A 22,921-nucleotide genomic window follows, 5' to 3' on the forward strand; every position below is an offset into this window, starting at 1 on the left:
AAGGTGAACAATGTTTCCGCTCAGTCAGATGGCGGATTGAACTTCCGGACGCCGAAAAACGATCTAACTAAGGTGGGACGTTCCTTACACCTCGGCCGCGCTGTACTGGTGGTGCTGTTGCTCGGTGCGGTGGTGGTGCTGGCCGGGCCGCCGGCACCGGCGGCGGCGCACGCCGCGGTGGTCGACACGGTGCCGCAGCAGCAGGCCGTCCTCGGCTTCTCCCCCACCGAGGTCACGATCACCTTCAGCGAACCGGTGGCCCTGGTGCCGGGCCGGTCCCAGGTGCTGGCCCCGGACGGCAAGCGGATCAACGACGGGGACCCGAGCGTCCGGGACGCCACGCTGCGGATCCCGATCCGGGTCGCCGACCGGCCGCTCGGCACGTACCTGGTCAGCTACCGGGTGATCTCCGCCGACAGCCACCCGGTCGCCGGCAGCTACACCTTCGCGGTCGGCGCCGCGTCGGCCAGCCCGCCCGAGCCGGCCGACGAGGCGGTACGCCTCGACGTCCAGGTCGCGGTGCCGGTGACCAGGTACCTCGGGTATGCCGGGCTCGTCCTGCTGATCGGTCCGGCGGTGCTGCTCGGGCTGCTCTGGCCGCGCCGGCTGTCCCGCCGGGGCGCCGTGCGGCTGGTCCGGATCGGGCTGCTGCTGGTCGCGGCCGGCACCCTGGCCGGGTTCTGGGCGCAGGCGCCCTACACCAGCGGTGCCGGGCTGCTGGACGTCTCCGCCACCGAACTGCGGCAGGTGCTCGGCTCGGACTTCGGGCTGGCGCTCGCCGCCAGGCTGGGCATCCTGGCGCTGGTCGCCGCCCTGCTGCCGCCGGTGCTGGCCGGTCGGGCCGGTCGGGTCCGGGTCGGACTGCTGGTCGCGCTCGGGCTGGCGGGTCTGGCCACCTGGCCGCTGGCCGGACACGCCGCCGCCTCCCCCACCCCGCTGGCCAGCGGCATCGCCGGTGTCGTACACCTGGCCGCGATGTCGGTCTGGCTCGGCGGGCTGGTGACCCTGGTCGGCTTCCCGCTGCGGACCGCCCACCCCCGGGTGCTGGCGGCCATCCTGCCCGTCTGGTCCCGCTGGGCGGGCATCGCCGTGCTCTGGCTGGTCGCCGGTGGTGTGGTGCAGGCGGTGGTCGAGGTCGGCACACCGGGGGCGCTCTTCGGCACCGGCTACGGACGGCTGGTACTGGTGAAGGTGGCGCTGCTGGCCCTGCTGCTCGGCGCCGCCGGGTACGCCCGCCGCCTGGTCGGCCGCCGGGTGACCGCCACCGCAGCCGCCGGGGCGGCGGTCGCCGGGCGGCGGCGGTTGCGCCGGGCGGTCGGCCTGGAGGTGCTGGTCGGCCTGGTCGTGCTCGGGATCAGCTCGGTGCTGGTACAGACGACTCCGGGACGCAACGCCGGGATCGAGGCCGAGATCGCCGCCTCGGACACCTTCGCCCAGACCCTCAGCTCACCGCTCTACACCCTCCAGTTCGACGTCTACCCGGTGCAGCTCGGGCCGCACAACACCGTGCACGCCTACGTCTACACCCCGGACGGCAAGCCGCTGCCGGCGGTGGAGTGGACGCTGACCGCCGCGCTGCCGGCGCAGGGTGTCGAGCCGACCGACACCCCGATGCTGGGCATCGAGCCGCACCACGCGGTCGGGGCGGTGAACTTCCCGATCCCCGGCGACTGGGAGTTGCGGTTCACCGTCCGCACCTCGGAGTTCGACCAGGCCACGGTGCGCACCGTCGTACGGGTGCGCTGAGCGGCGCGGGTCAGGGCTCGACGCGGCCCGGGTCAGGGCTCGACCAGGCGCGGGTCAGGGCTCGACCAGGCGCGGGTCAGGGCTCGACCAGGCCGGCCCGGATGGCGTACCGGGTGAGGTCTATCCGGTCCCGCATGCCGAGTTTGGCCAGGATGTTGGCGCGGTGCCGGTCGACCGTCTTCACGCTTATCACCAGCGCCTCGGCGATCTCCTTGGCCGAATTGCCCTCGGCGATCAGCTTTATGATCTCCTCCTCGCGGGGCGTCAGGATGCTCTCCGGCAGCTTCTCGCCCTGCCGGGCCCGGTGCAGGTAGTCCCGGATCAGCGCGGTGATCGCACCCGGGTAGAGAAACGGCTCGCCGCGCATCGCCGCCCGGCACGCCTCCAGCAGGTCCCGGTCGGCGACCGACTTGAGCACGTAGCCGGAGGCCCCGGCCCGAAGCGCCTCGAAGAAGTACTGCTCGTTGTCGTGCATGGACAGCATCAGGATCCGTACCCCGGGCGCTCGCCGGGAGATCTCCCGGGCCGCCTGGAGGCCGGTCAACCTCGGCATCGCGATGTCCAGGATGACCAGGTCGACCTCGGTGCGCCGGACCGCCTCCACCGCCTCCGCCCCGTCGGCGGCCTCGGCCACCACCCGCAGGTCGGGCTCGGCGTCGAGGATCAGCCGCAGGCCCCGCCGGACCAGCGCGTGGTCGTCCGCCAGCAGGATGCGGGTCTTCGTCGTGGACACGCTCACGCCCCCCTCTCCCCCGGTCCGCAGGCCGGCACGGTGAGCCGGACCTCGGTGCCGGCGCCGGCTGTGGCGGTGATGGTCAACCGGGCCCCGATCAACAGCGCCCGCTCCCGCATCCCCCGAATGCCGGCGCCTTCCTCGCGTACCTCGCCGAGGCCGTCGTCGGCGACCCGTAGCACCACCGTGCCGGCCCCGGCCCGCAGCGACAGTTCGACCCGGCCGGCCCGGGCGTGTCGGGCCACGTTGGTCAGGCTCTCCTGGGCGATCCGGTAGATCACCAGCTCCTTTTCCGCACTCAGCGCAGGCAGGTCCGGTGTTGATCGCCGCACCACCGGCACCCCACTGACCTGGGAAAACTCGGTCGCCAGCGCGTTGAGTGCGCTGAGCAGCCCGAGGTCGGTCAGGACGTCCGGCCGGAGCCGCCGGGCCACCCGTCCCACGTCGTCGAGGCTCTCCCGCAGCGTCTCCTGCACCGCGTGCAACTCCTCGCGCAGTTCGGCCGGGGCCCGGTCGACCGCCCGTTTGAGTCCCAGCAGCACCACCGTGAGGCTCTGCCCGATCTCGTCGTGCAGTTCCCGGGCGATCCGCTGCCGCTCCCCCTCCTGCGCGGCGAGCGCGTGCGCGCTGCTGGCGCTGCGCTCGGCCTCCAGCCGGTCGAGCATCGCGTTGAAGGTCTCGATCAGGTTGGTCAGGTCACCGTTGCCGGCGTCCACCAGCCGATCCCCGGATCGCAGCAGGTCGACCCGGCGCATCAGCGTGGTCAGCGCGTCCAGCGGGGCCAGGCTGGCCCGCAGCAGCAGGGCGTTCACCGCCAGGATCAGCGCCAGCCCGACGGTCAGCACCGGGATCTCGGCCAGCAGCACCGGTGAGGATACGGTGGCCGGGGAGAGCGCCAGCACCAGCGTGCCGATCGTGAAGACCAGGCCGTTGAGCAGGAACAGCCGCCGGAACAGCGCCTGGGCCGGGGCGCGGCGACCGGGGCGGCCGGACTGCCCCGGGGCGTCCGGTCCGGGCTCCCCTGTCCGGTCGGTGGTGTCGGTCACCCTGCCAGCCTCGCCCGTGAGCTACCGGTTTGTCCATCTGGTCGGGCACCCACCGCGGTCGGGCCGACGGGTCAGCACCGTGGGTGACCTGCATGTCCCACCCCACCACAGATGGGTGTCCGACCCGATGGTCGGGTGGGCCGCTTCCGGCGAATTCTTGATACCGGAACCGGCGGCCAACCCGAGACCGAGACCGGAACCGGCATCCGAGCCCCTGCGACCGAGCCTACGAGCACGGCCGGCGTACGGGACGGCGCCGCCACGCCGCCCCTACCCCGAGCGAGGCCCTAAGTGGATATCACCCGGACCACAGTTCCCGGCGTCGGCGTCGTGAACCACTTCCTGACCCGGGGCGGGCAACGATTCGGCGTACTGCTGGACCAGAGCGGCCTACGGTCCCTGCTGATCTACGGACCGGACGATCCGGACGTACCGGTGGAGCGGATCACGCTGGAACAGGACGAGGCCGACCAGATCGCGGAGGTGCTGCACACCGCCCCGATCGCCGACCGGCTCGCCAACCTGGAGCGCCGCCTCGCCGAGCTGCACGGCGGATCCGCGTGATCGCGGTACGCACCCGCGGCCGCATCGCCGGCCAGGCCCCCCGGCGCCCGGAGAACCCGTCGTCGCAGGGGGGCTATGTTGTCGAAGAGTCCTTCGGGATTGTCGGAGAATCCCTCAAGCCCTACCGTTGCGGCGCGACGGCCAACGCCGGCCCGCGCCCGGGGAGATGGTGGAATGCAGGCGCAGCAGATCGCCGTGGTGGTGCCGACGGTGACCGTCCGCGATTCGGTGGCCCGCGCGGTCCGGCTGATGGCCCTGCGCCGGCTGCCCGGAATGATCGTGGTGGACGACCGCGGCAGACCAAAGACCGTGCTCCCCGGCACCCAGGTGCTCCGGATGGCGGTGCCGAGGGCGTACCGGGAGGATGCGGTGCTGGCCCGGACCATCGACGAGGCCCGCGCCGACCTCTTCTGGGAGGAACTGGACAACCTGACCGTGGGCGACTGTCTGTTCCGGGAACCGGACCGGGTGACGACCGTCGGCCTGGACGGAACGCTGCTGGAGGTCGCCGCACTGATGGCTCGCCAGCGCAGCCCGCTGGTGGCCGTGGTCGACGGCGCCGGGGTACTGGTCGGGGCGATCACCCTGGACCGGGTACTCGCCGAGTTCGCGGTGGTGGACTCGGACACCTGACCCCGGCCGGGCCGGCCGCCGCGCGTCGTGCGGCGGACGGTTGCCCCGGCACCGCGCCGCCGGGGGGCACCTCCCGACCGGAGTTCGTGCGATGAGCGCCCTGGCGGCGCTCGTCATCTTCGTGGTGGCGTTCTTCTTCATCGCCACCGAGAAGGTGGACAAGGTCAAGGTGGTGCTGATCGCCGCCGCCGCGATGCTGGTGTTCGGCTTCGCGCCGGGGGCGGACGTCTACTTCTCCGAGCACGAGGGGATCGACTGGAAAGTCATCTTCCTGCTGCTCGGGATGATGATCATCGTAGGCGTGCTGAAACAGACGGGTCTCTTCGACTACCTGGCGATCTGGGCCGCCAAGAAGTCGTCCGGCCGGCCGTACCGGCTGATGGTGATGCTGATGCTGATCACCGCCATCGCCTCGCCGTTCCTGGACAACGTCACGACGATCATGCTGGTCGCCCCGGTCACGGTGGTGGTCTGCAACCGGCTGCACATACCGGCGCAGCCGTACCTGATCGCCGAGATCCTCGCCTCCAACATCGGCGGTGCCGCGACCCTCATCGGTGACCCGCCCAACATCATCATCGGCAGCCGCGCCGGGTTGACCTTCACGGACTTTCTGGTGCACATGGCCCCGGTGGTCGTGGTGATCTTCGCGGTCTTCGTCGTCTTCACCCGGGTGCTGTTCCGCAAGTCGTTCCAGTACAACCCGGAACACGTCGAGGCGGTACTGGCACTGCAGGAGCGGCGGGCGATCACCGACGTACGGCTGCTGGTCCGCTGCCTGGTCGTCCTCGGCCTGGTGGTGGTCGCCTTCGGACTGCACTCGGTCCTGCACATCGACCCGTCGGTGGTGGCGATGGTCGGCGCCGGCGTGATGCTGCTGGTGTCCAAGATGGACGTGTCCGAGGTGCTCGACGAGGTCGAGTGGCCGACCCTGGTCTTCTTCGTGGGCCTGTTCGTGATGGTCGCCGGCCTGGTGCACACCGGCGTGATCACCACGTTCGGCGGGTGGGTGATCGACCAGGTCGACGGCGACTTCTTCGCCGCCGCGACCGCGCTGCTCTTCGGCTCGGCGGTGCTCGGTGCCTTCTTCGACAACATCCCGTACGTCGCCACCATGGCTCCGGTGGTGGAGGGGCTGGTGGCCGAGGCGCCCGACCCGACCACCGGGCAGGCACTGTGGTGGGCCTTCGCCCTCGGCGCGGACTTCGGCGGCAACGGCACGGCGGTCGCCGCCAGCGCCAACGTGGTGGCGATCGGCATAGCCGCCCGTACCGGCCACCGGATCTCGTTCTGGCAGTTCACCCGGTACGGCATCATCGTCACGCTGCTGAGTACCGTGCTCGCCTGGGTCTACGTCTGGCTGCGGTACTTCATGTGATACCGGTCCGGCCCGGCGCGGAAGCGGTGCGCTCCGCGCCGGGTTGCCGGATCAGTGGCCCCGGGCCAGCCACTCGTCGAGATGCGGTGCCTCGGCACCGATGGTGGTACTCGGTCCGTGCCCGGTGTGCACCACCGTCTCCGGCGGCAGGCTCAACAGCCGCTGCCGGATCGACTCGACGATCGTGCCGAAGTCGCTGAACGACCGACCGGTCGCCCCGGGGCCACCCTGGAACAGGGTGTCGCCGGTGAAGACCGCCCCGAGACCGGGCGCGTACAGCGAACAGGCCCCGGGGCTGTGGCCGGGGGTGTGCCGGACCTCCAGCGTGACCCCGGCCACCTCGATCGACTGCCCGTCCCGCAGTTCCCCGCCGGGCGGCAGCCCCGGGTGCACCATGTCCCAGAGCACCCGGTCCGCCGGGTGCAGCAGTACCCGCGCACCGGTCGCCTCGGCCAGCTCCGGCGCGACCCGCACGTGGTCGTCGTGGGCGTGCGTGGCCAGGATGGCGAGTACCCGCCGGTCGCCGACCGCGGCCAGGATCGCGCCCACGTCGTGCGGCGCGTCGATCACCACGCACTCGGCGTCGTCGCCGACCACCCAGAGATTGTTGTCCACCTCGAAGGTCTGGCCGTCGAGCGAGAAGGTACCCGAGGTGACCGCGTGGTCGATGCGGACCGCCATCAGAGGATCACCACCGATCGCAGCACGTCGCCCTGGCCCATCTTGTCGAACGCGGCCTCCACCTGGTCGAGGGCGATCTCCTCGGTGACGAACGCGTCCAGGTCGAGCCGGCCCTGAAGGTAGAGCGAGGTCAACATCGGAAAGTCCCGGTCCGGCAGGCAGTCGCCGTACCAGCTCGACTTGAGCGCGCCGCCCCGGCCGAAGACGTCGAGCAACGGCAGGTCGGGAACCTTCATCTCCGGGGTGGGCACCCCGACCAGCACGACCGTGCCGGCCAGGTCGCGGGCGTAGAACGCCTGCTTCCAGGTCTCCGGCCGCCCGACCGCCTCGATCACCACGTCCGCGCCGAATCCGCCGGTCAGCTCCCGGATCGCCGCCACCGGGTCGGTCTCGCTGGCGTTGACGGTGTGCGTGGCGCCGAATCCCCTGGCCCAGTCCAGCTTTCGCGGGTCGGTGTCGACCGCGATGATCGTGGTCGCGCCGGCCAGCGCCGCGCCGGCCACGGCGCCGTCGCCGACTCCACCGCAGCCGATGACCGCGACCGAGTCGCCCCGGGTCACGCCGCCGGTGTTCACCGCCGCGCCGAGGCCGGCCATCACACCGCAGCCGAGCAGCCCGACGGCGGCTGGCCGGGCGGCCGGGTCGACCCTGGTGCACTGCCCGGCGTGTACCAGGGTCTTCTCCACGAAGGCGCCGATCCCGAGCGCCGGGGAGAGTTCGGTGCCGTCGGTCAGGGTCATCTTCTGCCCGGCGTTGTGGGTGGCAAAGCAGTACCACGGCCTGCCGCGCCGGCACGCCCGGCAGGTGCCGCAGACCGCCCGCCAGTTGAGCACCACGAAGTCGCCCGGCTCGACGTCGGTCACCCCGGCACCAACCTGCTCGACGATTCCGGCGGCCTCGTGCCCGAGCAGGAACGGGAAGTCGTCGTTGATGCCACCCTCGCGGTAGTGCAGGTCGGTGTGGCACACGCCGCAGGCCTGCACCCGCACCACGGCCTCGCCGGGGCCGGGATCCGGTACGACGATGGTGGTGACCTCGACCGGCGCACCCTTGGCCCTGGCAATGACCCCGCGCACTTCCTGGCTCACGCTGCCTCCTCAAGATCTCGGTCCCGCACCAGGAAGTCTGGCAGGCCACGGCCTCCTTCGCACCGGCCGGCAACCACCGGGATTCGGGACGACCGTCGCGGTCGGGCCGATCCGGGACGGCGAGTTCGCCGCCCTCCGGCCTTCCCGGACCGGACTCCGGGGCCCGGCGTCCCGTCCGAAGCCGGATGTCCGATTTTTGGTCATGATCGCCGTCGGTGGTGGGGCCGGATCGCGGAACACCGGGCCGCCGGCCATGGTTATACCTGGCGTACGTCCGCAGCAGCACGCCCCGGCGGGGCCGCCCGCAGGGGTGTTGTGCTGTGGGGCTTTGGTTTTCCCCCCGAGTTTCTTCGGGTTTCTTTCCTTTCGACCTGCCCGTCTGTCGGGTGGTGTCGTACCCCCGGAATGGAAGGCGACCATCATGACTTTCGTCAACCGATGGCTCCCGGCCATCACCGAGAAGACTCCGATCCGTAAGACCGCGCTGGGTGTCGCCGGACTCGCCGTCGTCGGTGGCGCGTTCGCCGGCCCCGTGATCGCGATGGACAACAACCCGACCCCGGGCGGCTCGCCGACCGCGGCGGCGGTGACCGCCGACATCAGGCAGATCGACAAGCGGGCACCGTCGAAGGTCCTCGACTACCAGTACAAGGCGCAGGAGAACTTCTACTACTGCGCGCCGGCCGCGACCAGGATCGCCCTGACCGCGCAGGGACAGACGCCGAGCCAGGACGAGATGGCACGGCAGTTGCACACGACCGAGGCGGGAACGGACTCGGCCGAGGACACCACCCGGGTGCTCAACTCCGCCGGTGGTAAGGACTACCACACGGTCGCGATCCCGGACGCCACGGCGAAGCCGGAGCAGATGGACCGGCTCCAGGTCGACGTGGTCAACGCGATCGACGGTAACCGTCCGGTGGTGATGAACATCAAGGGCACCGCCACCGATGTCGATGGTGTGTCGCACTCGTACCCGGGTGGGCACTACCTGACGGTGGTCGGCTACGACGACCACGGCCGTAAGGTCAGGATCGCTGACCCGGCCAACCCGAACCAGGCCGAGTACTGGATGAGCACCATCACCCTGGCCAACTGGGCCGCCGAACGCGGCTACTCCGCATAACCAGAACCGGACACCACACGAAAGGGCCAGCCCCGACCGGGGCTGGCCCTTTCGCCGTCTACCGGGTTCTCCGGGTCGTCAGGTACCGACCGTCGGGTCGGTGCCGGCCAGCAGTGCCGCGAGCCGTTCGACACCGTCCCTGATCATCTGGCCGTACGGGTCGTCGCCGAGGGTCGGCAGCGCATCCCGGGCGAGGGTCAGGTGCTCCCGGGCCCGGTCCGGCCGGCCCAGCTTGCGGTAGTCCTCGGCGAGGTTGAGCTGCAACGACGGCCGGAACGCCGCGACCTGGAAGCTACTGTCGTGCCGCTGGACCCGCTCGTCGGTGAGCGTGTCGGCCGCCTCCAACGCCCGCAGGTCCCAGCGGAGTTCCTCAGCCGGGTCGTCCTGGAGATCGGCCAGATAGTGCGCCAGCGTGCAGCGGTGGAAGGGATCACCGGTCGGACCGATCCGCTCCCACAACTCGGTGAGCCGCTCGCGTGCCGCCTCGGTACGCCCGGCCTGCCCCCAGCCGACCGCCTCGGCGATGCCCGCCATCGTCCCGTCGGTGTCCCGCCCCATCGTCCACTCCCCTGCGTCGGCCGGTTCGCCGCCGTCGATGCTGCGGCCTCGACTAGGTCGAGGGTCAACCGCGGGATCACGGGCACCCCGCCGGATCGGCCGCGGCGGAGCAGGCCCTCCTCGACCAGGTGGTGTGCGAGATCCGCGCGGCGGCGCCAGCGCCGGACCGACCGTGCGAAGCGGGTGCCGGTTGGTCAGGCCGAGATCAGTTGCCGGGCCTGGGCCAGCGTGGCCGGCTCGCCGTGGCTGTCGACGTACCACTCGTAGTCGTCGTCGAGCAGGCCGCGCAGCATCGCCAGATCGAGGCCGTCGTCGGGGCCGCGCAGGTGCGCCGGTGGTGGATAGAAGCAGTCGCCGAGCAGGACGACCCCGGCGTCCGGGACGTACGCCACCGTCGAGTCGGGCGCGTGTGCGCCGCCGACGTGCCGCAGCCGTACGCCGGTCGGCAGGGTCAGCTCGTCGGTGAAGGTGCGGGTCGGGGGCAGCACGCTGAAATCGGTCCAGGTCTCCATGGCCAGCGCCCGGGCCCGGAAGCTCGGACCGAGTCGAGGGTTCTCCCGCACCTGGTCGCGCAGGTAGCGGTGGCTCCACGGCCGGACCGCCTCCCGCCGGAGCAGGTCCTGTCCGGCGACGTGCCCGACGATCTCCACATCCGGCCAGGCGCAGGCGCCCCAGACGTGGTCCCAGTGGTGGTGGGTGTAGACCAGCCAGCCGGCCGGGGGGAGCCCGGCGGTCCGCATGGCAGCCTGGATCGCCCGGCCGTGTGCGGGGCTGTGCCCGGCGTCGATGACGACGCTGCCCCGCTCGTCGGCGACTACCGCCACCCCGGCCTGGACGTTCGCCGGGTCGGGGTCGCCGGGCGAGATCCAGACCCGGCCGGTGAGCTGTCGGATCGTGATGCCGTCGATGATCGCGTGACCTCCGGGGGGGCGAGGTCCGGGGCGGACCGGGTGGCTTGCCCCACACCCTATCCGCGCGGTGCGACAGTCGAGGGTACGGCCGGCGGTCACCGCACCACCCGCAGGGCGGCACGGCGCCGGGCGTGCCGGCCCGGCCAGTCCGCCTCGGGGCCGAGCATGCCGGCGAGGGTGGCCGCGTCCCGCTGTGCCTGGCCCGCGCAGCAGTTGTTCAGCAGCACGTGCAGCTCGTCGGTCTCCCCGGCCAGGCCGCGCAGCCGCTTCGCCCAGTCGGCGAGTTCGTCGTCGCCGTACGCGTACCGGAACCGGTCCTCCTTTCCCCCGGTGCTCCACTCCGCACTGTGGCCGTGGAACCGCATCACCGCCGGCTCGGCGGTGGCCAGCAGCAGCGGTGGGATCGACGACTCGTGCCCCTGCGGCATGTCGACGCTGACCATCGAGATGTCGTGCCGGGCGAGGAAGCCGACGCTGTCCGGCGCGTTGTCGCCGTCGAACCAGGACGCGTTGCGCAGCTCGACCGCGACCCGCCACGGGCGGCACCGCTCGGCGGCGTCGAGGATCCGCCGCTTCGCCCGCTCGCCGTGCGCCAGCCAGGGCGGGAACTGGAAGAGCAGTACGCCGAGCTTGCCGGCCCCGGCGATCGGCGCGACCGCCTCCCGGAACCGCTGCCACAGCTCGTCGTAGGTCGGCTCCGGCAGGTCGCGGCGGCGTACCCGACCGGTGTCCCGGCCGTCCGGTCGCAGGTCCCGGGGCAGCGCCGCCAGCTCCGCTCCGTGCCCGGTGAACAGGCCGAACGCCTTGACGTTGAAGGTGAAGTCCGGTGGCGTGCGGTCCACCCAGGCCGAGGTCGTCTCCGGTGCCGGTACGGCGTAGTAGGTGGTGTCCACTTCGACCAGGCCGAAGCGCTCGGCGTAGTAGGCCAGCCGCCCGGCCGGGGTGTTGGCCGATCGGGGGTACCAGCCGGACGTCAGCAGCGACCGGTCGGCCCAGGAGGAGGTGCCCACCTTTATCTCGCCCATGTCCACAGTCTCTCCCCATCGACCATGGTGGTCGAAACCTAACGGAGGCGCTGACCGACTGGAGCGACTCGCTGGTGCCGGTCCCGGACACCGGATCGGTCCGGGAGGACTTCAGCAGCTACCTCGGGCACACGTTCCGCCGGGCGGACGAGCCGGCGACAGCGGCGATGCTGCGTACCCTGGCCGCCGAGGCGGCCTGCGACCCCGGCACCGCCGACCTCTTCCGGCGGTTCACCCAGACCCGTCGGGACGCGCTGCACGCCATCATGCGGCGGGGGTCGGGAGCGCGACGAGATCTGCCCGGAACTGGATCTCGAACTCCTGGTCGACCAGGCGTACGGGTTGTTCTGGTACCGCTTCCTGCTCGGGCACGGGCCAGTCAACTACCCGGCCATGAATGGTCGGGCTTGCGGGTCGCCGCCCTCGCTGGCTACGAGGTTAGGCCGCGTGCGGCAGGTTGACTGCTGCCCAGCCCGCGACACCGCGTGCTGCGATGTTGCGGGCCGCGTTGTGGTCGGCGTGGGCAACGACCCCGCACGACCGACAGTGGAAGGTTTCCTGGGCCGGTCGGTTCCGCTTGTCTCGGTGCCCGCAGGCGTGGCAGGTCTGGGAGGTGTATCGGGGGTCGACCTCGACCAGCGGTACACCTGCCCGCTGCGCCTTGTAGGCGAGGTAGGCGCCGAGTTGGTGGAACGACCAGGACGACAGCGTGACCCGTTGGGGCTTTCTCAGCCGTACCCGGTCGCGGATGCCGGTCAGCTGTTCGACGGCGATTCCGCGTCCGGTGCGTGCAGCCTCGGTCACGATGGTCTTGGCGATGGCGTGGTTGACGTTCGCGGCGTGCCGTGCTTCCTTCTTCCGGCGGCGGGCCAGCAGCCGGCGGGCGGAGGTGGTGCCCTTGGCCTGCAACCGGCGACGCAGGCGCTGTTGACGGCGGCGGTAGCCGTTGAGGGCGGCCCCGGCATGCCGGGTGCCGTCGGAGTCGTGGGCGATGTTGACGATGCCCATGTCGACACCAAGGAACCCGTCCGGTTCGTAGGTATCGGGCTCGGGCAGGTCGATCGTCGCGTACAGGTACCACTTTCCGTCGCGGTGCACGAGGTCGGACTCGCCGACCGGGTGGGTCGCGACCGCCCTGAGCTGGTCGGCGGATCCGGTGTAGGCGACGCCCTTGAGCCGGCCGGCGACGGTCCAGATGGAGAGGGTTCGGGCGTCGGCCTGCCAGGACAGCATCCGGGCGTCGTACGGCTGGGCGGCGTCGGACCGGAAGCGGACCGGACCAGTTTCGGCCCGACGTCGTCGACGGCTACCGGGCCGGCCGAGGTTGCCAGCCCTGATGTTCGCCTTCAGGGTGGCGTAAGCGTCGGCGACCTTCTTGATCACGTGCTGGGCGGCCTGGGCGCCGAGCCGGTGGTCAATCTTGATCCGGTGGTAGGTGTGCTGTCGCAGGTCGTAGTTGCGGTAGCAGCCCAGCTGGCGGGCGAGCGCGGCGACCTCGGTCGCCGCGGTGTTGCAGGCGGCCAGGGTCGCCGCGAGTGCCGACGCCTGCTCCGGCGTCGGCAGCAGCTTCACCTGCACAACCAGCTTCACTCGACCATCGTATCATTTGGTCTATGTCACCACGATGGACGCCAGACCCCTACGTCAGACGCGGCCGGAGCGTCGTCTACCACCTGCACACGCATTTGGTCTTCACCACGAAGTATCGGCGCGGGGCGCTCACCGGCCCGATCCTCGACCGGTGCCAGCAGGTCATGGCCGACGTGTGCACCGACTTCGGCGCCGAACTGCGCCAGTTCAACGGCGAGGATGACCACGTGCACCTGCTCATTCACTACCCGCCAACGGTTGCCTTGTCAAAGTTGGTCAACAGCCTCAAGGGTGTGTCGGCCCGCTACTTGCGCAAGGAGTTCAGCGGCCACCTGTCCCGCTACTTATGGGGCGGACACCTGTGGTCGCCCTCGTACTTCGCCGGCTCGTGCGGCGGGGCGCCGCTGGCCGTCATCACGGAGTACATCGAGAACCAGAAGCGTCCCGATCCGTGACGGCGCTCCTCCCAGCCGTGAACGGCCGGGGTTCCCACCTTGTTCACCACTGAACCAGGAAACCGCCGCCCGACTGACCGACATCCTCATCCGCTGACCGCCGGGGCCGGAGGCCGTCCTGGTCGTGTCCGGCAGGTCACCGGCGTGTCATGCTGGCCCGTCGGGAGCCTCCGGCTGCGATGCTCGGGGCCGGAGCCCTCGCCGACGCGACCCGTACCCGCTCTGGTTCCAGTTCGCCGGGGAGCAGAACGAGCCTACGAGGAAGGCCAGCGGTCGAGCCGATGAGTTCCGAACACACACACAGCCACCCGCACCGCCCCGGCCGGCCAGCCAGCCGGGCCGCGCGCCGGCTGAGTCTGGCCCTGCTGATCCCGGCGGCGGTCCTCACCCTCGTGTCGATGGCGCTGCTCTGGCCCCGGGACACCCCCGCGCCCGCTCCGGCCGACGGGCCGATCCAGGTGCTCGGCACGGTCACCGCCGTCCAGTCGGCCCCCTGCGCCGCCCCGCCCGCCGGGGAGGAACTGCCGGCCGGCGCACCGACCGACTGCGGCACGGTCACCGTGGAACTGACCGAGGGTGTCGGAGCCGGCCAGCGGGTCAGCACCGACGTACCGTCCGGTCCGGGCGCCGTCCGGGTGGCCGCCGGGGACGACGTGGTGCTGCTCTACCTGGAGGAGAGCCCGGAGCGGCAGTACTCGATCATCGACCACCAGCGGTCCACCCAGCTGTGGGTGCTCGGCGCGGTGTTCGCGCTCGCCGTCCTCGCCTTCGGCCGGTGGCGCGGCCTGAGCGCCCTGGCCGGGCTCGGCGTCACCTTCGCGGTGCTGCTGATGTTCATCGTGCCGGCCATCCTCGACGGGCGCTCACCGCTGCTGGTCGCCATCGTCGGCGCCGCGGCGATCATGCTCACCGTGCTGTACCTGACGCACGGGTTCAACATGACCACCACGATCGCGGTGGCCGGCACCCTGGTCAGCCTGACCATCACCGCTGCCCTCTCCGCGATCGCCACCGCCGCGACCCACCTCTCCGGGATCGCCGACGAGACCTCGAACTACCTCTCCATCACCCAGGGCGAGGTCAACATGCGTGGGCTGCTGCTCGCCGGCATCGTGATCGGCTCCCTCGGGGTACTCGACGACGTCACGGTCACCCAGTCGGCCACGGTCGGCGAACTCGCCCTGGCCAACCCCGGGTACGGCTTCCGGCGGCTCTACTCCGCCGCCACCCGGATCGGTCGGGCACACATCGCATCGGTGATCAACACGATCGTGCTGGCGTACGCCGGCGCCTCCCTGCCGTTGATGCTGCTCTTCGCCGCCGACACCGCCACCCCGGTCGGCGAGTTGCTCACCAGTCAACTGATCGCCCAGGAACTGGTACGCAGCGCGGTCGGCACGATCGGGCTGATCGCCGCCGTACCGATCACCACCGCCCTGGCGGCACTGCTCGCCGCCAGCCGCGACACCGCGCAGGCGGGTCCGGTGCCGCCGGTCCCGGCCGGGCCCGCGCCGGCTGCCCGGCGCGGTGCCGTCGAGGCCGGCGAGCCGCCCGCGCGGCCGACGTCCGACCTGGCCCGACCAGCGGTGGGTGCGGGTGGCGAGGCCCCGGAGACCGATCCGTGGATGGCCTTCGTCGACCGTCATCCGGAGGGGAGGCCGTAACCGGAGCGGCGGTAATGCACGGCAGGACGATGGCGGCCGGAGAACCCGCCTGTCACCGTCGTGCTCAGCCGCCTCCGTCCGCTGCGGCCGGCGCGGGCGGGGCCGGCGCGGGCGGGGCCGGCGCGGGCGGGGCCGGCGCGGGCGGGGCCGGCCGGTTGGCGTCGACGGCGGCCCGAACGAACTCCCGGACCCGGGCGGTGCTGTTGGTGGCCAGCCAGATCGGGCCGCGTTCGATCGGCGGCGCGTCGGAGATCGGCACGTACGCGAGGTCGGGGCGGGGATAGTACCGCCTGCTCTGCTCGCCGACCGGCAGTACGCCCCGACCGAGGGCGACCAGCGAGAGCATCTCGGAGAAGGTGTTCCCGACCGGCCCCTTCGGCACCGGCCGTCCGGACGGGGTGTGCTCGGGCGTGCGGTCGCGCTTGAACCCGGCCGAGGTGACCGCCGGATACTGCACCACCGGGTGGTCGGCGAGGACCTCCAGGGTGACCGAGGCGGCGCCGGCCAGCGGATGGTCGGCGGCGACCGCGAGCACCCGCCCCTCGGAGAGCAGCGCCGGCCCGTTCGCCATCCCGTCGAACGGGAACGAGGCGATCAGCACGTCCACCGAGCCGTCCAGCAGGCTCGACCGGGTGTTCGCGAGCTGCGCCTCGTGCACCTCGACCTCGCACTCGGGATGCCGTCTGGTGAAGAGGTTGACCGCGCTGAGCAGTAGCGGTGCGGTCCCCTCCCCCAGGAACGCCACCCGGAGCCGCCCGGTGACGTTGCGCCCGGCGTCGACGGCCCGGCGTACGGCCTCGTCGATCCCGGCCACCAGCGGGGTCAGGTCGGCCGCCAGCTGCCGCCCGATCGGGGTGAGCCGGACGACCCGGCTGGTGCGCTCGAACAGCGGCGCCCCGACCCGGCGTTCGAGCTTCTTCACCACGTGGCTGATCCGCCCGGTGGTGACCCGCAGCCGCTGCGCGGTACGGCCGAAGTGCAGCTCCTCGGCGAGGGTCAGGAAGGTCTCGATCTCGTGTCGTTCCAGCACGTCGACGCCCATCGTTGAATCTGGTTCAACGATCGTAGCCCGATCACGGCTTGGTCCCGGTCGCCGTTGCGCGGATCGTAAGAGGCGTCACCAGCGGACCGGGGTTCCGGCCAGGACGCCGAGCAGCAGAGCCGACCGGCGCGACCACAGGAGGAGAAAATGGGCAACACCGAGATCACCGACTACCTGAGCGGTCTCGACGCACCGCTGCGGGAAATCGGCGAGAAGCTCCGGCCGATCATCGACACGGCATTGCCGGAGGCGACCGGCGGGATGTGGCACGGTCACCCGACCTGGGGTCTGGGGGGCAGACCCGGGCAGCGGCCGGTCTGCCTGGTCAAGGGGTACCGGTCGTACCTGACCTTCGGGCTGTGGCGGGGGCAGGACCTCGCCGACCCGTCCGGGCGGCTCGTCCCGGGCGCCCGCCGGATGGCGTCGGTGCGACTGCACGGCGTCGACGAGATCGACCCGACGCTCTTCACCGACTGGCTGCGCCGGGCCGCCGACCTGGAGTCGAGGTGACGACGATGCAGGCGAAGCCGATCCAGGTCAAGGCGTTCGACCATCTCGTGCTCACCGTGCAGGACGTGGAACGCTCCCTGGCGTTCTACTGCGGGACTCTCGGACTGGCACCGGTCCGGGTCGACGAGTGGCGGGCCGGCAAGGTCCCGTTCCCGTCCGCCCGGATCAGCCCGGAGACCATCATCGACCTGGTACGCGGCCAGCGGGGCGAATCGAACGTCGACCACATCTGCCTGGTGGTGGAGCCACTGGACTGGACCGAGGTGATCGAGTCCGGGGTCTTCACCGTCCTGCAGGGGCCGGTCGGCCGGTTCGGTGCGCGCGGCGAGGCGATCTCGATCTACGTCGCCGACCCGGACGGCAACACCGTCGAACTGCGCTGGTATCCGGAGGACCGGCCGGGATAGCTCCGGCCGAGGGGTGCGGCGGACGGAGGGCTCAGCCGTCCGCCGCGCCACCGGCGGCGTCCGCCGCACCACCGGTCCACCGATCGGCATCGAGCGATACCCTTGAATGCGTTGAGTCTCCGCCCGGCGACGCGCCGGACGGGTCCACCTGCACCGAGGCGGCGATACCATGGCCAACCTGCTCGACCGGATCGACCGGGCCACGTCCGGGCTCTGCCCCTGCGGCGCCGCCCCCGCCGACGGCTCGGCGTACTGCTCGGACGACTGTCGGCCCAGCCACGTCGGGGGTGACACCGACACCCGGGAGACGGGTCACCTGGCCACGCCCATGCGGTGGCGTCCCGACCTGGTCACCGCGGCCGCCGACGACGACCTGGTCGACCTCGGCGGCCAGACCTGGTACGAGGGCCCCTACCGGGCGCGGGTCTTCGAGCGGGCCAGCCAGCCCGGGAGCTGGCACCTGCGGCTCGACGACGGGCACCGGTACGTCGGCTGCGACCTCGGCGACCCCGACGAGACACGACCGGGTTCGGTGCCCGAGCACCTGGTCGGACGGATTCGAGGGCTCTGGCGGCGGCTGGAACGTGAGCTGACCGATCCCCGCCGCACGGTGCCGTACGCCGGACCCTGGCAGGCCGCCACTCCCACCGGCGCCGGGTCGTCGCCGTTCGCCGGTGACGTCGGACCGCCCCGACTGCGCAGCGCGCCGGGCCAGGCGTGGCAGCGGCGGTGCCGGCGCTGCGACCGGCACGGCGTTCCCCTGGACGGCCGGCGCGACGGCGAACCCTGCCAGGTCTGCCCGTACTGTCGGTCCCCGTTCCCCGGGCCGGTGCTGATCCCGATGCTGCAGTCCCACGGCCGGCACACCGTACTGAAGCTGAGCTACTTCGCCAACGGCGAGTACTTCACCCGCAGCGCCTTCGTGCCGGGGCGCGAGATGCTGGCCGCCGAGGATCCGGCGGAGCTGCTTCAGTCCGCATGGGACCGACTCGAGTCCTTCGTGCTCGACCAGATTCCCCGGTCCCAGCCCGGGACCGGGACCGGGGAGCCGGCAACCGCCCTCCCACAGCCTTCCGAGGAACGCGGTGCGGCCGGATAGCGGCCGGTGGTTTTCGCGTCCCTCGCAAAATATTCATGATCTTCCCGAGACTACACGCGGTACGGTCCTTACTAACGCGGCGTGCACGCGCCCCGACGCACGTCGTCGCCACCCGCTGGGGCATCGTGCACGGAGGACACATCCATGACTCGGTCGGATCGCACATCGGGCGGGAGACGCCGGACGGTCGGCGTGGCGGCGGCAGCCATACTCCTCGCCGCCTTGTTACCGGGGACGGCGTCGGGCCAGGAGCCCGAGCCGGACCCGCGCATCGATCTCGGCCCGGGGTGGCTGGACGCGCAGAGCGCGAGCAGCAACCTCGAACTGCTGGCCCACCGGGACAGGCCGGCGGGCTTCGTCAACCCGGCCAACCCGGGTGACTTCGGCTACGCGGGAACGGATCTCGCCTTCGGCGGCGACCATGCCTTCATCGGCAACTTCAACGGCTTCACCATCTACGACATCTCCCAGCCGGCCAACCCGACGCTGGTCACCAGCGTGGTGTGCCCGGGCGGGCAGGGCGACCTCAGCGTCCACGGCAACCTGCTCTTCATGTCGGTGGAGGAGAGTCGCGGCCGTCTCGACTGCGGTACCGATGCCTCGGTCGGCACCCGCTTCCAGGGCGTCCGCGTCTTCGACATCAGCGACGTGACGAACCCGGCGCAGGTCGCCGCCGTGCAGACCTGCCGGGGCTCGCACACGCACACCCTGGTGACCGACCCGGACGACGGCGCGAACGTCTACGTGTACGTCTCCGGCACCTCCGGCGTCCGCCCGGTCAGCACGATGGCCGGCTGCAACAACACCTCGGCGGCCGGCGAGGACCCGGCCCGGTGGCGGATCGACGTCATCAAGGTCCCGGTGGCCGCCCCCGAGCAGGCTGCGGTCGTCAGCGGCCCCCGACTGTTCACGGACCCGGAGACCGGTGCGGTCGACGGGTTGCAGAACACCCCGCCGGCCCCGAGGCACCCCTCGGGCGGCTCGTGGAGCCCGTCACCGGTCACCGACGCATGCCACGACATCACCGCCTATCCGGACCTCGGCCTGGCGGCGGGCGCCTGCGAGGGCAACGGCATCCTGATCGACATCTCCGACCCCGCCAACCCGGTACGCATCGACGAGGTTTCCGACCCGAACTTCGCGTACTGGCACTCCGCGACGTTCAACAACGACGGCACGAAGGTCGTCTTCACCGACGAGTGGGGCGGCGGCACGGCGGCACGGTGCCGGAGCACCGACCAACCGCAGTGGGGCGCCAACGCGATCTTCGACATCGTGGACCGGAAGCTGCGGTTCGCCAGCTACCACAAGCTGCCGGTACCGCAGACGCTCCAGGAGAACTGCGTCGCACACAACGGCTCGCTCGTCCCGGTGCCGGGACGGGACATCCTGGCCCAGGCGTGGTACCAGGGCGGCATCTCGCTGCTGGACTTCACCGACTCGGCCAACCCACGCGAGATCGGCTACTTCGACCGGGGACCGATCAGCCCCACCAGCCTCGTGCTCGGCGGCTTCTGGTCGGCGTACTGGTACAACGGTCAAGTCTTCGGCAGCGAGATCGCCCGTGGCTTCGACGTCTTCGGGCTGAAGCCGAGCCAGCACCTGAGCGCGGCCGAGATCGCGGCTGCCAGCGAGGTACGACTGCCGGAGTTCAACGCCCAGCACCAGACCAGGATCACCTGGGCGCCGAGCTTCGCGGTGGCCCGGGCCCGCTTCGACCAGTTGGCCCGGACCTGCACCTCGACCGTCTCGGGTCGGCACACGGGACCGCTGACGGTCACCGGTGTCACCTGTCTGACCGGGGCGACCGTCGACGGTCCGGTCAGCGTTCGCCCGGGTGCCGCCCTGCTCGCGCTCGACTCGTCGATCTCGGGTCCGGTCTCGGCCTCGAACGCGGTCGCGGTGCACCTGCACCGGAGCGCGGTGCGCGGGCCCGTGAGCATCACCGGTACGCGGGGCAGCGTCGCGATCGTGCAGACCGAGATCTCCGGACCGGCCGTACTGACCTCGAACCGTACCGGGACGGTCGAGCCGATCGTCGCGGACAGCACCGTGCGCGGCCCGCTGGGCTGCACCGGCAACTCGCCGGCGCCGATCAACCTCGGTGCGGCCAACACGGTGCGGGGACCTGCCGCCGGCCAGTGCGCCAGCCTTGACTGAAGTTCCACAGAGGTTCGCCGACGCACGGTAGGCACCGCTGGCGGTGCCGGGCGGGTCCGGCCGGAGTACCGGCCGGACCCGCCCGTCGGCATACTGTCGCTCAGTCGGGCAGCTTGGTCAGCAGTTCCCGCAGGCTCCTGATCTCGATCGTCTGGTCGGCGTCGACCTCGCGGGCGAACCGGTCGGCCGCCGGCTCCAGCCCGCCGCCGGCCGCGTAGAGCTGCTGCACCATCGTCAACGCGCCGTTGTGGTGGCGGATCATGAAGTCGAGGAAGAGTCGGTCGAACTCCCTGCCCCGGGCCTGCCGCAGCCGGCCCATCTGCTCCGGGGTGAGCATCCCGGGCATCGCCGCGTCGTGCCCGGCGTGCCGACTGTGCGGGCCCGGCACCTCCGCACCGCGTTCGGCCAGCCAGCGCTGCATCTGCGTTGTCTCGTCCCGCTGCGACGTCTGGATCCGGCCGGCGAGCAGCAACACCTCGGGGCTCTCCGCACGGTCGGCGACCAGCGCGGTCATCTCCAGCGCCTGCGCGTGATGCGCGATCATCCGCTGCATGAACCGGACGTCGGCCTCGGTGTGCGACGGTGGCGGCGGCAGTTGGGACTGCTCGGCCGGGGAGAGGGTACGACCGGCCTGCCCCGGCGCTCCGGGTTGGACGACCCTGGCGGCGGCGGCCGGTTCGTCGGGTCGGTCCCCGGTGGACCGGAGCACGGCGAACAGCCCCGCGCCGAGGGCGATGACGGCGACCGGCACGGCGATCAGGAGACGGCGACGCGACGAGAACACTATCCGAGTATCCGGCACCATAAGTTTCTATTATCTCCGCTTCAAGAAACCCGCATTTCCGCCTGCTGCGTTTGATCCACCTACCGACCGGTCCCTACGGTGTGCGTGCGGCGTACGGAACGGCCCGTGCGGCACCGATCTCGACCTCCGGGCGTTGTCGGGTCGCCAGCCACCGGAAGACGGTCCTCCGTCACGGGGCAGCCGGAACCCCCACCGGTCCGCGCCGCCGCGCATGATCTTGGGAGGTTCACACACATGCGACGGTCGCACCGCGGTCGCGCCTCCACCGGTACCGGCCAGCGCCGCCGCCTCCTTGCCGCGGCCGCCGCTCTCGCCGTGTTCGGTGGCCTGGTCGGTGTCACACAGATTTCCAACGCGGAGAGCCAGCAAGCCGCCCCCGGTTGCGAGCCTGGCTCGCCGCCCTCCGCCGCCGCGTCCGAGAGTCCCGGCGCCGCCGGGGACGACGCGACCGCCGAGGCGTCGCCGCCGACGTCCGACGAGAAGTGCCCGCCGTCGACCGGCCCGGCCAGCCCGTCCGGTACCCCTGGCGGAGCCGCCCCGGGCGGCAGCGGCCTGGACGCCCTCGGCGACGACTGCGAGGCGAGCAACCTTCCCGCGCACACCGGTTTCCAGGAGGGCGGCCGGTGCGTGGCGACCGCCTTCGGTGAGGTCGGCGCCGCGGAGCAGAACCCGAGCCTGCTGATCACCCAGGCGCCACGGACCGTACGGGAGGGAGAGCCGTTCCGGCTCGTGGTGAGCACCCGCAACCTCGTCCGCGACCGGTTCCTGCCGGCCGGGCGGGGCGGCTACTACCTGGAGACCTCCCTGCTCGACGGCGAGGGCCTGGTCCGGGGTCACTTCCACACCGCCTGCCGGATGCTGACCAGCACCAGTGAGGCGGCCGACCCGGCCCCGGTACCGGCGTTCTTCGTCGCGACCGAGGACGGCAAGGGCAGCGACGAGCCGGACTCGGTGATCATCGAGGTTCCCGGCCTGCCCGCCGGCCTCGCGCAGTGCTCGTCGTGGGCCGGTGACGGTTCGCACCGCATCCCGATGATGGTGCGGGCCAACCAGATCCCCGCGCTCGACTCGGTCCGCATCCGGGTCCAGCCGGCCCCAGAGCAGCCTCCGGCGGAGGAGCCCGGCAACGAGCAGCCGCCGGCCGAGGAACCGGGCAACGAGCAGCCCCCGGCCGAGAACCCGGATGACGAGGAACCCCCGGCCGAGGAGCCCGGCAACGGGCAAACCCCGGGCGGCGAGGAGCCGCCCGCCGGCAACCCCGGCGGCGAGCAGCCGCCCGCCGAGGAGCCGGGGAACGAGCAGCCCTCCGCCGGCAACCCGAGCGGCGGTCAGCAGCCGCCGGCCGGCGACGATTCCGAGCAGAAGCCGGACAACAAGCAGCAACCGGCCGGTCAGAAGCCCAGTCCGCAGAAGCCCGCAGGTGGCGCTGCCAAGCCGACCGCTCAGGCCACCGAGCCGGCGTCCGAGGAGTCACCGGCGGGTGCGGCGAACGTCGCCCAGGGCCCGCCCGCCCAGGAGAACGCCGAGACGGCGACCTCCGGTGCCGGTGGTGGGCTGGCGCTCACCGGCACGAAGACCATCAGTTTCATCGTGGTCGGTGTGCTGCTGCTGATCGCCGGTGCGGCCTTCCTCTACCTGAGCCGGCGACGCCGGCCGGTACGTCGCTGACGCCGAGCGGTATCAAGCGCAGACGGCAGGTG

Annotated in this window: 22 protein-coding genes and 1 pseudogene; 13 read left to right on the forward strand and 10 right to left on the reverse strand. The window is 71.6% G+C overall.

What is annotated here, in order from left to right; all coding sequences use genetic code 11:
• The first annotated feature begins 72 nt into the window (after positions 1 to 72).
• Positions 73 to 1,746: a copper resistance CopC/CopD family protein gene (locus EV371_RS04575; RefSeq protein WP_486484480.1), complete on the forward strand. Its 1,674-nt coding sequence runs from the start codon at positions 73 to 75 to the stop codon at positions 1,744 to 1,746.
• Between the two features lie 76 nt (positions 1,747 to 1,822).
• On the opposite strand, the gene EV371_RS04580 is transcribed toward EV371_RS04575, so the two are convergent.
• Positions 1,823 to 2,485, reverse strand: coding sequence for a response regulator (locus tag EV371_RS04580; protein ID WP_207230406.1), 663 nt, complete (start codon positions 2,483 to 2,485; stop codon positions 1,823 to 1,825).
• A complete protein-coding gene (locus EV371_RS04585; protein ID WP_130460940.1) occupies positions 2,482 to 3,525 on the reverse strand; it encodes a sensor histidine kinase in 1,044 nt (347 codons plus the stop codon). The genes EV371_RS04580 and EV371_RS04585 overlap by 4 nt, the downstream gene beginning before the upstream one ends.
• 291 nt (positions 3,526 to 3,816) lie before the next feature.
• On the opposite strand from EV371_RS04585, the gene EV371_RS04590 reads away from it, so the two are divergent.
• From EV371_RS04590 to EV371_RS04600, 3 genes are all read left to right on the forward strand, one after another.
• Entirely contained in the window at positions 3,817 to 4,089 is a 273-nt protein-coding gene (locus tag EV371_RS04590; protein ID WP_130460941.1) for a cation:proton antiporter regulatory subunit, read from the forward strand.
• A gap of 174 nt (positions 4,090 to 4,263) precedes the next feature.
• The gene (locus EV371_RS04595; protein ID WP_130460942.1) at positions 4,264 to 4,722 is read left to right on the forward strand and encodes a CBS domain-containing protein; all 459 of its coding nucleotides are present in this window, start codon (positions 4,264 to 4,266) and stop codon (positions 4,720 to 4,722) included.
• Positions 4,723 to 4,813: 91 nt separating this feature from the next.
• Positions 4,814 to 6,100, forward strand: a complete 1,287-nt coding sequence (locus tag EV371_RS04600; RefSeq protein WP_130460943.1) for an ArsB/NhaD family transporter — start codon at positions 4,814 to 4,816, stop codon at positions 6,098 to 6,100.
• A 51-nt stretch (positions 6,101 to 6,151) separates the two neighbouring features.
• On the opposite strand, the gene EV371_RS04605 is transcribed toward EV371_RS04600, so the two are convergent.
• A complete protein-coding gene (locus EV371_RS04605; protein WP_130460944.1) occupies positions 6,152 to 6,781 on the reverse strand; it encodes an MBL fold metallo-hydrolase in 630 nt (209 codons plus the stop codon).
• Entirely contained in the window at positions 6,781 to 7,869 is a 1,089-nt protein-coding gene (locus EV371_RS04610; RefSeq protein WP_130460945.1) for an S-(hydroxymethyl)mycothiol dehydrogenase, read from the reverse strand. The genes EV371_RS04605 and EV371_RS04610 overlap by 1 nt, the downstream gene beginning before the upstream one ends.
• A 421-nt stretch (positions 7,870 to 8,290) precedes the next feature.
• Here EV371_RS04610 and EV371_RS04615 point away from each other — a divergent pair, with 421 nt between their 5' ends.
• Positions 8,291 to 8,995: a C39 family peptidase gene (locus EV371_RS04615; protein WP_130460946.1), complete on the forward strand. Its 705-nt coding sequence runs from the start codon at positions 8,291 to 8,293 to the stop codon at positions 8,993 to 8,995.
• A 78-nt stretch (positions 8,996 to 9,073) separates the two neighbouring features.
• Here the strand turns inward: EV371_RS04615 and EV371_RS04620 are convergent, their stop codons facing one another.
• The 3 genes from EV371_RS04620 to EV371_RS04630 all read right to left on the reverse strand — a co-directional run bounded on the left by EV371_RS04620 (position 9,074) and on the right by EV371_RS04630 (position 11,489).
• Complete coding sequence (locus EV371_RS04620) at positions 9,074 to 9,553, reverse strand: tetratricopeptide repeat protein (protein WP_130460947.1); 480 nt, start codon at positions 9,551 to 9,553, stop codon at positions 9,074 to 9,076.
• Positions 9,554 to 9,747: 194 nt separating this feature from the next.
• Positions 9,748 to 10,563, reverse strand: coding sequence for an MBL fold metallo-hydrolase (locus EV371_RS04625; protein WP_486484481.1), 816 nt, complete (start codon positions 10,561 to 10,563; stop codon positions 9,748 to 9,750).
• Positions 10,560 to 11,489 (reverse strand): DUF72 domain-containing protein, encoded by a 930-nt coding sequence (locus tag EV371_RS04630; protein WP_130460948.1) that lies wholly within the window; start codon positions 11,487 to 11,489, stop codon positions 10,560 to 10,562. Before EV371_RS04630 ends, EV371_RS04625 begins: the two co-directional genes overlap by 4 nt.
• Before the next feature lie 74 nt (positions 11,490 to 11,563).
• Here EV371_RS04630 and EV371_RS34075 point away from each other — a divergent pair.
• Positions 11,564 to 11,710 (forward strand): annotated as a pseudogene (locus EV371_RS34075) (TetR/AcrR family transcriptional regulator C-terminal ligand-binding domain-containing protein); the annotation flags it as partial.
• Positions 11,711 to 11,927: 217 nt separating this feature from the next.
• Here EV371_RS34075 and EV371_RS04640 read toward each other — a convergent pair.
• A complete protein-coding gene (locus EV371_RS04640; RefSeq protein WP_130460949.1) occupies positions 11,928 to 13,079 on the reverse strand; it encodes an RNA-guided endonuclease InsQ/TnpB family protein in 1,152 nt (383 codons plus the stop codon).
• Between the two features lie 23 nt (positions 13,080 to 13,102).
• On the opposite strand from EV371_RS04640, the gene tnpA reads away from it, so the two are divergent.
• Both tnpA and EV371_RS04650 read left to right on the forward strand, forming a co-directional pair.
• Positions 13,103 to 13,534, forward strand: coding sequence for an IS200/IS605 family transposase (gene tnpA, locus EV371_RS04645; protein WP_130460950.1), 432 nt, complete (start codon positions 13,103 to 13,105; stop codon positions 13,532 to 13,534).
• A gap of 281 nt (positions 13,535 to 13,815) precedes the next feature.
• Positions 13,816 to 15,198 carry a YibE/F family protein gene (locus tag EV371_RS04650; RefSeq protein ID WP_130460951.1) on the forward strand — a complete coding sequence of 461 codons (1,383 nt, stop codon included), beginning with the start codon at positions 13,816 to 13,818 and terminating at the stop codon, positions 15,196 to 15,198.
• 64 nt (positions 15,199 to 15,262) lie between these two features.
• Here EV371_RS04650 and EV371_RS04655 read toward each other — a convergent pair whose 3' ends face one another.
• The gene (locus EV371_RS04655; protein ID WP_130465665.1) at positions 15,263 to 16,228 is read right to left on the reverse strand and encodes a LysR family transcriptional regulator; all 966 of its coding nucleotides are present in this window, start codon (positions 16,226 to 16,228) and stop codon (positions 15,263 to 15,265) included.
• 159 nt (positions 16,229 to 16,387) lie between these two features.
• On the opposite strand from EV371_RS04655, the gene EV371_RS04660 reads away from it, so the two are divergent.
• The 4 genes from EV371_RS04660 to EV371_RS04675 all read left to right on the forward strand — a co-directional run bounded on the left by EV371_RS04660 (position 16,388) and on the right by EV371_RS04675 (position 20,416).
• Positions 16,388 to 16,750: a DUF1801 domain-containing protein gene (locus EV371_RS04660; protein WP_130460952.1), complete on the forward strand. Its 363-nt coding sequence runs from the start codon at positions 16,388 to 16,390 to the stop codon at positions 16,748 to 16,750.
• Positions 16,751 to 16,755: 5 nt separating this feature from the next.
• On the forward strand, positions 16,756 to 17,157 hold the full coding sequence (locus EV371_RS04665) for a VOC family protein (protein ID WP_130465666.1): 402 nt from the start codon (positions 16,756 to 16,758) through the stop codon (positions 17,155 to 17,157).
• Positions 17,158 to 17,326: 169 nt separating this feature from the next.
• On the forward strand, positions 17,327 to 18,256 hold the full coding sequence (locus tag EV371_RS04670; RefSeq protein ID WP_130460953.1) for a hypothetical protein: 930 nt from the start codon (positions 17,327 to 17,329) through the stop codon (positions 18,254 to 18,256).
• A 144-nt stretch (positions 18,257 to 18,400) separates the two neighbouring features.
• Positions 18,401 to 20,416, forward strand: coding sequence for an LVIVD repeat-containing protein (locus EV371_RS04675; RefSeq protein WP_165436605.1), 2,016 nt, complete (start codon positions 18,401 to 18,403; stop codon positions 20,414 to 20,416).
• A gap of 100 nt (positions 20,417 to 20,516) precedes the next feature.
• Here EV371_RS04675 and EV371_RS04680 read toward each other — a convergent pair whose 3' ends face one another.
• On the reverse strand, positions 20,517 to 21,200 hold the full coding sequence (locus tag EV371_RS04680; protein WP_165436606.1) for a DUF305 domain-containing protein: 684 nt from the start codon (positions 21,198 to 21,200) through the stop codon (positions 20,517 to 20,519).
• 255 nt (positions 21,201 to 21,455) lie between these two features.
• Between EV371_RS04680 and EV371_RS04685 the strand changes: the two genes are divergently transcribed.
• Positions 21,456 to 22,889: an LPXTG cell wall anchor domain-containing protein gene (locus EV371_RS04685; RefSeq protein WP_130460956.1), complete on the forward strand. Its 1,434-nt coding sequence runs from the start codon at positions 21,456 to 21,458 to the stop codon at positions 22,887 to 22,889.
• Positions 22,890 to 22,921 lie beyond the last annotated feature (32 nt).

Source organism: Plantactinospora sp. CNZ321 (assembly GCF_004217235.1).